Annotated in this window: 11 protein-coding genes; 6 read left to right on the top strand and 5 right to left on the bottom strand. The window is 63.8% G+C overall.

Translation table 11 applies throughout. From position 1 onward, the window contains the following. Positions 1 to 6: 6 nt before the first annotated feature. Entirely contained in the window at positions 7 to 2,127 is a 2,121-nt protein-coding gene (locus tag ACFO0A_RS08760) for a M13 family metallopeptidase (protein WP_379538629.1), read from the bottom strand. A 606-nt stretch (positions 2,128 to 2,733) separates the two neighbouring features. Between ACFO0A_RS08760 and ACFO0A_RS08755 the strand changes: the two genes are divergently transcribed. Beyond that, positions 2,734 to 3,291 carry a MarR family transcriptional regulator gene (locus ACFO0A_RS08755; RefSeq protein WP_379538628.1) on the top strand — a complete coding sequence of 186 codons (558 nt, stop codon included), beginning with the start codon at positions 2,734 to 2,736 and terminating at the stop codon, positions 3,289 to 3,291. An 8-nt stretch (positions 3,292 to 3,299) separates the two neighbouring features. Here ACFO0A_RS08755 and eno read toward each other — a convergent pair whose 3' ends face one another. After that, positions 3,300 to 4,583, bottom strand: coding sequence for a phosphopyruvate hydratase (gene eno / locus ACFO0A_RS08750; RefSeq protein ID WP_379538627.1), 1,284 nt, complete (start codon positions 4,581 to 4,583; stop codon positions 3,300 to 3,302). Positions 4,584 to 4,795: 212 nt separating this feature from the next. Between eno and ACFO0A_RS08745 the strand changes: the two genes are divergently transcribed. The 5 genes from ACFO0A_RS08745 to ACFO0A_RS08725 are packed head-to-tail and all read left to right on the top strand — an operon-like array spanning position 4,796 to position 7,156. Continuing rightward, positions 4,796 to 5,500: a hypothetical protein gene (locus ACFO0A_RS08745; RefSeq protein WP_379538626.1), complete on the top strand. Its 705-nt coding sequence runs from the start codon at positions 4,796 to 4,798 to the stop codon at positions 5,498 to 5,500. 31 nt (positions 5,501 to 5,531) lie between these two features. Next, positions 5,532 to 5,951, top strand: a complete 420-nt coding sequence (locus ACFO0A_RS08740; protein ID WP_379538625.1) for a phage holin family protein — start codon at positions 5,532 to 5,534, stop codon at positions 5,949 to 5,951. Further along, a complete protein-coding gene (locus tag ACFO0A_RS08735) occupies positions 5,948 to 6,286 on the top strand; it encodes a hypothetical protein (RefSeq protein WP_379538624.1) in 339 nt (112 codons plus the stop codon). Before ACFO0A_RS08740 ends, ACFO0A_RS08735 begins: the two co-directional genes overlap by 4 nt. A gap of 17 nt (positions 6,287 to 6,303) precedes the next feature. Beyond that, positions 6,304 to 6,876, top strand: coding sequence for a hypothetical protein (locus ACFO0A_RS08730; protein ID WP_379538623.1), 573 nt, complete (start codon positions 6,304 to 6,306; stop codon positions 6,874 to 6,876). 58 nt (positions 6,877 to 6,934) lie between these two features. Beyond that, a complete protein-coding gene (locus ACFO0A_RS08725; RefSeq protein ID WP_379538622.1) occupies positions 6,935 to 7,156 on the top strand; it encodes a DUF4170 domain-containing protein in 222 nt (73 codons plus the stop codon). 15 nt (positions 7,157 to 7,171) lie between these two features. Here ACFO0A_RS08725 and greA read toward each other — a convergent pair whose 3' ends face one another. From greA to carA, 3 genes are all read right to left on the bottom strand, one after another. Further along, complete coding sequence (gene greA / locus ACFO0A_RS08720) at positions 7,172 to 7,648, bottom strand: transcription elongation factor GreA (protein WP_379538621.1); 477 nt, start codon at positions 7,646 to 7,648, stop codon at positions 7,172 to 7,174. Positions 7,649 to 7,779: 131 nt separating this feature from the next. Beyond that, on the bottom strand, positions 7,780 to 11,103 hold the full coding sequence (gene carB / locus ACFO0A_RS08715; protein ID WP_379538620.1) for a carbamoyl-phosphate synthase large subunit: 3,324 nt from the start codon (positions 11,101 to 11,103) through the stop codon (positions 7,780 to 7,782). Continuing rightward, on the bottom strand, positions 11,103 to 12,284 hold the full coding sequence (gene carA / locus ACFO0A_RS08710; RefSeq protein ID WP_379538619.1) for a glutamine-hydrolyzing carbamoyl-phosphate synthase small subunit: 1,182 nt from the start codon (positions 12,282 to 12,284) through the stop codon (positions 11,103 to 11,105). The genes carB and carA overlap by 1 nt, the downstream gene beginning before the upstream one ends. Positions 12,285 to 12,335 lie beyond the last annotated feature (51 nt).

The raw sequence follows: 12,335 nt of genomic DNA, 5'->3' as shown, positions 1-12,335 counted from the left end.
CGCGCGTCACCAGACTTTCACGCGCTTTTCCGGAGCGAGGAACAGCTTGTCGCCAGGCTGCACGTCGAACGCCTTGTACCAAGCGTCGAGGTTGCGCACTGTCAGCGCGCGATACATGCCCGGCGCGTGGCCATCGGTTGCAAGGCGAACGCGCATCAGCTCGTCGCGCATCTTGGTCGCCCAGCTTTGCGCGAAGGCTATGAAGAACCGCTGGTCACCGGTGAATCCGTCGATCACCGGCGCTTCCTTGCCCTTGAGCGAGGCGCGATAGGCGTCGTAGGCAGCCTGCAGGCCAACGACGTCGGCGATGTTCTCCCCAAGCGTCATCTTGCCGTCGACATGCATGCCGGGAAACGGAGCGTAAGTGTCGTACTGTTGGGCCAGCATGTTGCCCGACTGTTCGAACCGGGAAAGGTCGGCCGGCGTCCACCAGTTGCGCATCTTGCCCGTCGCATCGAACATCGCGCCGCCGTTGTCGAAGCTGTGGCTGATCTCGTGCCCAATCGTGGCGCCAGTGGCGCCGTAATTGGCCGCGGGATCCGCCGCCGGATCGAAGTCGGGCTTTTGCAGAATGGCCGCCGGAAAGTTCAGCGCATTCTGGACAGGCAGGTTCACGGCGTTGACCAGCTGCGCATTCATCCACCACTCGCTGCGGTCAAGCGGCTTGCCGATCTTGGCAATCTGCTGCGCGTAGCGCGCCTTCTCGCCGGCGATCGCATTGGCGTAGGCATTGTGGGGATCGACCGTGAGCGCCGAATAATCGGTCCACTTGTCGGGATAGCCGACACCGACGACGATGGAATTGACCTTGGCCAGGGCCTCTTTCTTCGTCTCCGGCGCCAGCGTGGTGATCCCCTCTACCCGCTTGGCGAACGCCGACTTGATGTTCCCGACCATGTCTTCGATCTGCGCCTTGGCCGAAGCCGGGAAGTACTTCTCGACGTATAGCTTGCCGACGGCGTCGCCCATCGCGTCACCCAGTGCGACGGCGTTCGAATAAGGGGGACGGCTGCTTGCAGCGATCGCCCGCTTGTCGCGCGCTAAGTCCTGGGTCGTGCCCTGAAGGGCAGTTCCATAGAATGCGAAGTGATCTGCGCGCAGCTTCGCCGGCAGGACTTCGGCATGAGAATTGAGCTGATGGAATATCAGCCAGTCCTTCCACGCGTCGAGCGGCTGAGACGCCACGAGCGCCGAAAGCTTGGGGACCGACCCGTCGTGATAGACCGCGAAGGTCTGCTGTCCGCCGAGCTGCGCCGCGCCCAAAAATGCGTTCCAATCGATGCCGGGAGCTTTGCTGGCAAGATCGGCGCTGCCCCACTCGCTCGCACGCTTGTTCCAGTCATCGCTTTCGTCGCGGGTCATGTGAGCCTGCGCAATTTTCATCTCGAGATCATAGATGCGCTGCGCCTTGGCCGCTGCGTCGGGTATTCCGGCATCGGTGAGGAACTGGGCGATATAGGCCCGGTACTTGTCGCGCAGACCGGCCATCTTGGGGTCCGCGGCGAGATAGTATTCGCGCTCCGGCATCCCGAGGCCGCCCTGAAGGATGTACGGCATAACTCCGTTACCGGCGAGCGATTGGGTGACGAATATTCCGAACAGGTTCTCGGTCGCGAAATTGGTCGAGTTGAGCGGATCGACATCGGCCCGAACCTGCTCGCCGAGAACCTTCGACAGACCGGCAACGTCCCTGATCGCGGAGAAGCGGGCAAGATCGGCCTGAACGGGCTTCAGGCCCGCCGCGTCGATCGCGGCGGTATCCATGAACGCGTTGTAGTAGTCCTTGATCTTCGCCGCGTCCGAACCTGCGGCAGGCTCGGACTTAAGCAAGCCGGCGATCAGCTCGCCCATGTTGGCTTCGGTCGTCTTCTGCGATTCGAACGAACTGCTGACACTGGAACGATCGCCCGGGATTTGGGTGTTCTTCATCCAGGCACCGTTGGCGTAGGCGTAGAAATCGTCGCCAGGCTTGACCGTCTTGTCCATCCAGTCGGTACGGATTCCAAGAGCTGTGCCGGTCGTCGCTTCGCTCGCCGGAGCATTGGCCCCGGGTACGTTGCAGGCAATCGGTCCCGCCAGGGCGGTCGCGGTAAGGAGAAGAGCGGGCAGTATCTTGCGCATTGTCATCGTCAAAAATCCTTCCTGGCGGCAGCGCGCCGCGACGGCGAGCGTCGCATGATGGCGGGGGCTATAGAGCGCAGGCCCGGTTCCACCAAATCAGGAAACGCAGCACGCTCCTGCTCGTGCCGGAGGTGCCTCAATTGGCCTGAGCGCTAACAACCGGAAGAATGATTGACCCAAACCGGAACAATGCCAACGCGCGCCGCCCGCCCCTCTTTCGCCGCGCGCCTGTCCATCTAAATTCCTGCTAACGTATGACTAATCAGGCATCCGATGAACTTCGCACCGATTCCCCGTGGCCCCTCCTTTGCCGCCACGATTGCCCAACTGGAAACTTGTCTTGGCGCGGTTGACGCGCTGAAGGCGGGTGCGGCAGGAGCGCATCTCGACCGAGCGATCGACGCTTTGCGTGCCGAAATGCACCGGCGCGAATTTATATCGGAAACGGAGGGACTCCGGCGTGACTAAGGCGTGGAGGCTGTGGCCTTCACAGCCCTGCCATGACGCCGCCATTTGCTCCAGCCGCGATCGATCTCGCCAGCCTTGAAGGGTCTTACGGCGCGCCAACGTTCGCATCGCTCATTCCGGGCCGACCCAGAGCATCAGCGCAACATGGCGCCTGATCCGGCCGCGCGCAGCCTCGCCAGGCGCCTGATCGCCACTGCAAACGAGCTTCTTGCCATCGCGCGGAATATCGAGCGTGGTCCGGTGGCGGGGGCCCTGGAAGCATCGGAGGGGCCCACTGGCGACGATCCGCTTTGGGGCGAGCTTGCCCGCCAGGCCTACCGTGACAGGCGCAGCCGCAACGCGATCTTCGGCAATGACGCGCTGTTCGGCGAGCCGGCCTGGGACATTCTTCTCGACCTTTTCATAGCCTCGAAGGAGCGCAAGCTCGTTCCGGTCACCGGCGCCTGTATCGGCGCGGCAGTGCCGCCGACGACAGCGCTTCGCTGGCTGCAAGTCCTGGAAAGCGAGGGGCTGGTCGTTCGCGAAAGCGACAAGCGTGATGCCCGCCGGGTCTTCGTGCGGCTAAGCGCGCAAGCCTATGAGCACATGGTCGTCTATTTCCGGGGGATCAGCCGCCCGCAGCGCAACAGCGCCGACGAGTTTCTGCTCGTACCGGCTGACGCGCCTTCAGGTCGCCGCGCGCTCGTGCGCACCAACGACTGACATGGGGATCAAGCGAGGCGGCCGAAGGCGCCCTGCCCCGCATATTGCGCCGCGTCGCCCAGTTCCTCCTCGATACGGATGAGCTGGTTGTACTTCGCGAGACGGTCGGACCTGGCCAGGCTTCCGGTCTTGATCTGCCCGCAGTTGGTCGCGACCGCCAGATCCGCGATGGTCGCATCTTCGGTCTCGCCCGAGCGATGGCTCATTACCGCCGTGTAGCCGCTGCGCTGCGCAATGCTCACTGCCTCGAGCGTTTCGGTCAACGTCCCGATCTGGTTGACCTTGACCAGCAGCGAATTGGCCAGCCCCTTGCCAATGCCCATGCGCAGGCGCTCCGGATTGGTCACGAACAGGTCGTCCCCGACTAGCTGGACCGTGCTGCCGACCTTGTCGGTCAGCGCCTTCCAGCCATCAAAGTCGTCCTCGCTCATCCCGTCTTCGATCGAGCGGATCGGATAGCTGGCGCACAGCGCGGCCAGATAGTCCGCCATTTCCACCGGACCCAGGCTCAGGCCCTCGCCGCTGATCTCGTACTTGCCGTTGCGGAAGAACTCGGTGGCCGCGCAATCGAGCGCGAGCACGATGTCACTGCCCGGCTTGAACCCTGCGCGTTCGATCGAGGTCATGATGAAGTCCAGCGCCGCCCGGGTGCTGGCGAGGTTGGGCGCGAACCCGCCCTCGTCGCCGACCGCCGTAGCCAGTCCTTTTTCATGCAGGCCCTTCTTCAGGGTGTGAAAGATCTCCGCACCCCAACGGACCGCTTCGGCAAGCGTCGGAGCGCCGACCGGCATGACCATGAATTCCTGAAAATCGATGGGGTTGTCGGCATGCTCCCCGCCGTTGATGATGTTCATCATCGGCACCGGCAGGACATGTGCGCCTATTCCGCCGACATAGGAGTAAAGCGGCAGGCCGCGAGCAGCCGCAGCGGCCTTGGCGCAGGCCATGCTCACGCCCAGGATCGCGTTGGCGCCGAGGCGCGCCTTGTTGTTCGTCCCGTCGAGCGCGATCATGGCCAGGTCGAGATCGCGCTGATCCTCCGCGTCGAAGCCCAGGAGCGCATCGCTGATCTCGCCGTTCACCGCCGCGACCGCCTTCGTTACGCCTTTCCCGAGATAGCGCTTCGCATCGCCGTCGCGGAGCTCGACGGCCTCGTGCGCGCCGGTCGAGGCGCCCGAGGGCACCGCGGCGCGACCCATGCTGCCATCATCCAGCAGAACATCGACCTCCACCGTCGGATTGCCTCGGCTGTCGAGAATTTCGCGGGCGTGGATATCGATGATGGCGGTCATGGCGGTCTTTCCTGGCGAACGTCCCGTGGCCTGTGCCGGCCGGTGCGCTGAGCCCCTATCCACTGGAACAATGGCAGGCAAGCTGCGTTCAACTGCCATATCGACGAGCGCACGCTCGCCGTTCGCCATTGCGCACCCGCCTCGTCTGCGCGACAAGGAATGGTCGCAGGACAACGAACGGACACGACTCCCAAGGCAAAGGAAGCATTGCGATGGCCGACACCCCCGACAAGCCGACCACAACTTCAAACACTTCGGCATCGACTGCCGGCTCCGGCGCGACAAAGACGCCTTCGGCACGCAAGGCTTCGCCGCGCGCCGCAAAGCCCCGCAGCACTACTTCGGCGAAGTCCTCCTCGGCCAAGAGCGGGACGACCGCGCGCAAGCCAGCGACCGCTTCGCGCGCATCGTCATCTTCTCGGGGCAATGGCACGGGTTCGACCTCGCGCGCGAAAAGCCGGTTCAATGCTGCGATCGAGGAAGCCAAGGCAGGCGTCGATGCTTTGCGCTCCGAAGCTGTCAAACGCGGCGAATCCTATCGCGCCATGGCAGCCGATGGCGCTTCGGACTGGGTCGAGGAAGCGAAGGTTCTCGGCGCTCAGGCCAAGACGAAGGCAGCTACGCTGGCCAAGGACGGGAAGAGCCGCGCCAGTGACACGATCGCCGCGCTCGGCAAGACGGTCTCGCAGAATGCAACGACCATCGACGAAAAGCTGGGCGCCAAATACGGCGATTACGCTCGCACCGCCGCCCGGTCGATGCAGGAAGCTGCCGCCGCTCTGGAATCCAAGGACTTCGGCGAGCTTGGCGACGACGCGCGGGAATTCGTCCGCAAGAGCCCCGGCGCCGCAATCGGCATCGCGGCCGTCGCAGGCTATTTCATCGCGCGGATGTTCAAGGGCAACGGCGACGATTGACGCGGGAGCCAGTGCCGCTCACTGACCGCAAATGATGATCGACAGCGAGGCCACCGCCAGCACCGACGCGCGCAAGGAAGCGATCGCTTCGGCGGACGTCGATGGCGACGGCTCGCTGGTCGATGACCTGCGCGCCCTGGCCGACGACGTGCAAACGGCTTTCGAGGCCGAGCGCGCGTTTCAGAGCGAGCGCGCCGCTTTTTTACTCAACCGGTCCAAGGGCATCGCAGGCCTCCTGCTTCTGGCGCTCGGATGCGTGTACTTCGCAATGGTCGCGCTCGTGGTGGGACTCCTCCTGGCGTTGATTCCCCTCGTCACGGTCTGGGGCGCGCTGGCAATCGTCGGCGTGACCCTTCTGCTGCTGGGTTTCATCGCGCTTTCGATGGCCCGGACGCGGCTCAGGCGCATGCAAGCGGCAGCCATGCCGCCGCCGCTCAAGGCCGTCCCATGAGCGCGTCCGACGATGTGGCCCGCCTTGCCGAATTCCGGTCGCTTCGTGACGACGCGTGGGCCCTGCTCAAACTGGATGTCGAACGCATCCGTGCCGATCTCGACGCGCGCGGGGTTGGCGAGCGGATCAAGGATAAGGTAACCGACGAGGCACACGACGTCTGGGAGACGACGCTCGACGTCGCTTCGGAGCATCGCGGGATCGTCGGCGCAACGGTCGTCGCCCTGCTCGCCTGGCTGCTGCGAGGACCGATTGGCGATGCCGTGGCGGCGCTGTTCCAAAATGATGATGAAGCGGACAGCTCGGAACATCACCCGGTCCAAAGCGTCGAGTAGGGCGAAGGAGACTTTCAGTGACTGACGAATCCGCCAAGGCGCAGCGAATCCGCGACAAGATTTCAGCCTCGCAAGCTCGTGCAAAGGGCACGGGCTCTCCGCGCAAGGCCAAGACCTCAAAGAGCGACTACCGTCCCTCCAATTCGCAGGGCACGACATTCACCCAATTGGTCGAAGATCACCCGTTGGCCATGGTCGCGGGCGGCCTGGTACTTGGTGCCGCTGTCGCCGCCATTCTCCCCGCGGCGTTCGGCCGCAGGCTCAGTTCAAGGCTCGCGGGGATCGCTACGGTCGCCGGCGAGCTTGGGACGATCTACGGAAGCAAGGCGCTGGACATCGCTGCCGAAGCGGGCCGCGCTGGTCAGGAAAAGCTCGGGGAACTGTCCGAGGATTTTGCTGAAACGAGCGCCGAGGCACGCCGCCGGGCCTCCGACCTCAGCTCGCAAGCGACACGCCGCGCAGTAGATCTGGGCAGCGACGCTGGGCGCCGCGCCGGGAAGCTTGCGGAAGAAGCGACCAGGTCTGCGCGCGATGCAGGCGGCACTGCATTCAAGGCCCTGTTGGACCTTGCCGGCAAGGTCCGCCACTAGCCGTGCCCTCGGCAAAGGGTTGTTGTAAATCGCCCCGATATCGCTAAGCGCCCAGCCCATGCAGAAGCTTCATCTGGTCATGGGCGGGCGCGTTCGCGATCCGCAAGGTCTCGAATTCGTTGAACTCGACAAGCTTGATCTTGTCGGGGTGTTTCCCGACTACGCTTCGGCAGAGGACGCCTGGCGCAGCCACGCCCAGCGAACCGTCGACGATGCCGAGATGAAGTACGTGATCGTCCATCTGCACCGGCTGCTGGAGCCGGATATCGAAATCAACTGAGTACTGCTCAGATCGTCAGACGAACTCGATCTTTTTGACGAGATAGCACCGGTCGCCCGACGGAACCGTAACCTCGACTTCCTCATCGACCCGGCGCCCGATGAGCGCCTTTCCGAGCGGTGAGTTGTAGCTGATCCGGCCGATCTTGGCGTCAGCCTCGGTCGGTCCCACGATCTGGTACTTGATCGGCTTGTCGTCGTCGTCGAGCAGCGAAACGGTTGCGCCGAAGACGATCCGATCGCCCGAAAGCGTCGTCGGATCGATGATCTGGGCGCGGCTGATGCGGTCCTCGAGGTCGCCGATGGTGGCTTCGACCTGGCCCTGACGTTCCTTCGCGGCGTGATATTCGGCGTTCTCGGACAAATCGCCATGCGCGCGCGCTTCCTCGATCGCCTCGACGATCAGAGGACGTTCTTCACGCAGAGCCTTCAGGTCAGCGACCAGCCGTTCGTAGCCTTCTGCCAACATCGGCAGCTTTTCGACACTCGCCATTTGCCCCAATCGTCCTTCACTAGTTCTGCACGTCCCGTGGGGACGGCTGTAAGGGAAAAGAGTTCCCCCGCCGGCGATGCTTGCGCACCGGTTAGGCTAAATTTGTCACTTCTGTCGGGAAAGTGCCGCCGTCAGCTATAATAATCCTGAAGCGAGCGCACTTCAAGGTGCGCGGTCCGGAGCGCCGCGATCGCCTCCGCGGCGGCGACCGATGCTGCCGCGGTAGTGAAATAGGGCACGCGGCCATGCAGCGCGGAGGCGCGGATCGAGGCGGAATCCCGGTGGCTTTGCCAGCCTTCGGTCGTGTTGAAGATCAGCGCCACCTCGCCGTCGATAATGCGGTCGACGATGTGCCGCCGTCCTTCAGCGACTTTGTTGACGCGCTCGACCGGAATTCCGGCGTCGGCGAGATATTTCTGCGTGCCTCCGGTGGCGATGATATGGAAGCCCAGGTCGACGAGGCGGCGCACCGCGGGCAGGATCACCGGCTTGTCGGTGTCCTTGACGGAAACGAACAGGACGCCCCCGTCCGGAAGCCTGGTGCCGGCGCCGAGTTGCGCCTTCGCGAAAGCGATCGGGAAATTGCCATCGATCCCCATGACTTCGCCAGTCGACTTCATCTCGGGGCTGAGGACCGGATCGACGCCCGGGAAGCGGGCAAAGGGGAACACCGCCTCCTTCACCGCCATGTAATCCATCTCACGGCGGATCGGCGGCAGGTCGGCCAGCTTCTCACCCGCCATGATCCGGGCGGCGTACTTGGCGATCGGCTGGCCAATGGCCTTGGCCACGAACGGAACCGTCCGGCTTGCCCGGGGATTCACTTCGATCAAGTAGACAAGGTCGCCCTTCACCGCGAACTGGATGTTCATCAGGCCCACGACGTTGAGCGCGCGCGCAAGCAGCGCGGCCTGGCGCTCCATCTCGGCGATCAAGTCGGGACCCAGGCTGTATGGCGGGAGGGTGCAGGCACTGTCGCCGGAGTGGATCCCGGCCTCTTCAATGTGCTGCAAAACGCCCGCCACGACGACGTCCGTTCCGTCACACAGCGCATCCACGTCGCACTCTATGGCGTCTCGCAAATACTGGTCGATCAGCACCGGAGAATCGCCGGATACGTTCACGGCCGTCGCGATGTAGTCATCGAGCTGCGCCTGGCTGTCGACGATTTCCATCGCCCGGCCCCCAAGCACGTAGCTCGGCCGCATCAAAACCGGATAGCCGATCCGGCTCGCTACGGCGACGGCCTCGTCGCGGCTGCGGGCGATGCCGTTGTCGGGCTGGCGCAGCTTGAGCTTGTTGACGAGCTTGGCGAACCGCTCTCGGTCCTCGGCAAGGTCGATCGCATCGGGCGAAGTGCCGAGAATTGGAATCCCCGCGTCCTCGAGCGCCTGCGCGAGCTTTAGCGGGGTCTGTCCGCCAAACTGGACGATCACGCCGACCAGCTGGCCTGCCTGCTGCTCGACCGACAGGACCTCGAGCACGTCCTCCGCAGTCAATGGCTCGAAATAGAGGCGGTCCGACGTGTCGTAATCGGTGCTAACCGTCTCGGGATTGCAGTTGACCATGATCGTCTCGAAGCCAGCCTCCTCGAGCGCGAAACAGGCATGGACGCAGCAATAGTCGAACTCGATTCCCTGGCCGATGCGATTGGGTCCACCCCCAAGAATGACGATCTTGCGCCGGTCGGACGGCGCGGCTTCGTTTTCCGCTTCGCCGAACATGGGTGCCTCGTAGGTCGAGTACATGTAGGGCGTAATGGCCTCGAACTCAGCCGCGCAGCTATCGATCCGCTTGAACACGGGACGCACGCCCAGGCGGTGGCGCAACGCGCAAACTTCGGCCTCGCTGGTCGCGCCGGCCATGGCGCGCAGCGTGTCGTGGAGGAGGCCCGAGCGCTTGGCCTGCGTTTCCGCGAGCCCCCCCGCCACGCCGATGGAACGGACTGCAAGCGTTGCGAGACGCCTGTCGGAAAAGCCCATCGCTTTGAGTCGCCGCAGGCCCTCCGCCGTGCCCGGAAGTCCGTTTGCGGTGATCGCAGCCTCTTCGGCGATTATCTCCTCGATGTGACGCAAAAACCAGGGATCATACGAGGTTACCGCGTGCACCTCTTCGACGGTGAAACCTTCGCGGAACGCTTGTCCGACGTTGAGCAGTCGGTCGGGAGTCGCGCGGCTGAGGGCGGCGTTGATCTCGTCCCGGCCGGCCCCGTCCAGTTCGGCGACGCGGTTGAAGCCGTCCAACCCCGTTTCAAGGCCGCGCAGGGCCTTCTGCAGACTTTCCTTAAAGTTGCGGCCGATCGCCATGACCTCGCCGACCGACTTCATCGCGGTGGAAAGAAGGTTAGACGAGCCCTTGAACTTCTCGAAAGCGAAGCGCGGGATCTTCGTCACGACGTAATCGATCGTCGGCTCGAACGCGGCCGGCGTGGCGCCAGTGATGTCGTTGACGATCTCGTCGAGCGTATAGCCCACTGCCAGCTTCGCCGCGACCTTGGCGATGGGAAAGCCGGTAGCCTTCGACGCCAGTGCGCTGGAGCGCGAAACGCGGGGGTTCATCTCGATGACGATGAGCCTGCCGTCCTTGGGGTTGACCGCGAACTGGACGTTGGAACCGCCTGTTTCGACGCCGATTTCCCGCAGCACCGCGATCGATGCGTTGCGCATGATCTGGTATTCCTTGTCGGTCAGCGTCAGTGCTGGGGCGACAGTGATCGAATCCCCGGTGTGGACGCCCATCGGGTCGACGTTTTCGATCGAGCAGATGATGATGGCGTTGTCGGCGCGGTCGCGCACGACTTCCATCTCGTACTCCTTCCAGCCGAGCAGCGATTCCTCGATCAGAACCTCGGTCGTGGGAGAGGCTTCCAACCCGCCGCGAACGATGGCGAGGAATTCCTCGCGATTGTAGGCGATGCCGCCACCTGTCCCGCCCAGGGTGAAGCTGGGTCGGATGATCGACGGCAGGCCTGTCCGTTCAAGCACGGCCAGCGCCTCGGTCTCGTTGTGCGCGATTCCCGATCGCGCGGACTCGAGCCCGATACGGTCCATCGCCTCGCGGAACTTCTGGCGGTCCTCGGCCTTGTCGATCGCCTCTGCGTCCGCGCCAATCATGATGCAGCCGTACTTCTCGAGCGTCCCGTCGCTTGCCAGCGCGAGCGCCGTGTTGAGTGCGGTCTGTCCGCCCATGGTCGGCAGAACCGCGTCAGGCCGTTCCTTGGCGATGATCTTGGCGACGACCTCGGGGGTGATCGGCTCGACGTAGGTGGCGTCGGCGAATTCGGGATCGGTCATGATCGTGGCAGGGTTCGAATTCACGAGGACAACGCGATAGCCCTCCTCCTTCAACGCCTTGATCGCCTGCGTTCCGGAATAGTCGAATTCGCAGGCCTGGCCGATGACGATCGGACCTGCGCCGATCACGAGGATCGAGGATATGTCGGTGCGTTTGGGCATCAGCCGAGCATCCCCACAAATTTTTCAAACAGATAGAAGCTGTCCTGCGGACCGGGACTGGCTTCGGGGTGATACTGGACGCCGAAAGCTCGCTTGCCCTTGATCGCGATGCCGCAATTGCTGCCGTCGAACAGCGAAACGTGGGTTTCCTCGATCCCTGCGGGCAGGGAGGCGTTATCGACTGCGAAGCCGTGATTCATGCTGGTAATCTCGACCACTCCATCCGCAAGCCGCTTGACAGGATGGTTTGCCCCGCGATGACCCTGATGCATCTTGCTGGTCGTCGCCCCGGCGGCGAGCCCTAGCATCTGATGGCCAAGGCATATGCCGAAGATCGGCACGTCGCGCTCGAGCAATTGGCGGATCACCGGCACGGCATACTCGCCGGTCGCCGCTGGATCGCCAGGACCGTTGGACAGGAACACGCCGGCAGGCTCGAGCGCAAGGACCGTCTCGAGTGAAGTTTCGGCAGGTACGACAGTCACTTGGGCCCCCGCCTTTACGAGATTGCGGAAGATGTTGTCCTTCGCGCCAAAATCCATTGCGACAACGTGCGGACGCTTGTCGTGGGGCGAGCGGGCATAGCCCTGCCCCAGATGCCAGACGCCGCCCTCCCAATCCTCGCTGCCTTCGCGGCTGACGACGCGGGCAAGGTCCATGCCTTCGAGTCCCGGCCACTCTCGGGCGATCTTGGTCAGCGCCTTCAGATCGAACTTACCGTCGGGATGATGGGCGATCACGGCATTGGGCGCGCCGGCGGTCCTGATCCGGCGGGTTAGTGCGCGGGTATCGAGCCCGGAAAGGCCTATCTTGCCGCGCGCCGCGAGCCATGAGGCGAAATCGCCCTGGCTGCGAAAGTTCGACGGCGCGGTAATTTCCTCGCGCACGATGCACCCTACCGCGCCGGGAACATGGGCCTCGACGTCCTCGTCGTTGATGCCGACGTTGCCGATGTGGGGAAACGTAAAAGTGACGATCTGCCCGGCATAGGAAGGATCGGTCATCACCTCCTGATAACCGGTCATCGCCGTGTTGAAGCACACCTCACCCACGGCATGGCCGACATGACCGAATCCCTTGCCCCAGGCCACGCTGCCATCGGCCAGGACCAGCACGCCGGTTGCGCCGGCAGGAGGCTTGCCGCGGGTGCTGCGCGCAGGCGCGGGGGCAGGATCGGCCATGGGAAAGGGCGCTCCGTTACGGGAAATTCCGGCGATGTCGCTAAGGCTCGT

It is taken from the genome of Novosphingobium tardum (assembly GCF_042652045.1).
Classification (GTDB): domain Bacteria; phylum Pseudomonadota; class Alphaproteobacteria; order Sphingomonadales; family Sphingomonadaceae; genus Novosphingobium; species Novosphingobium tardum.
This window is presented reverse-complemented; position numbering and strand designations above follow the sequence as displayed.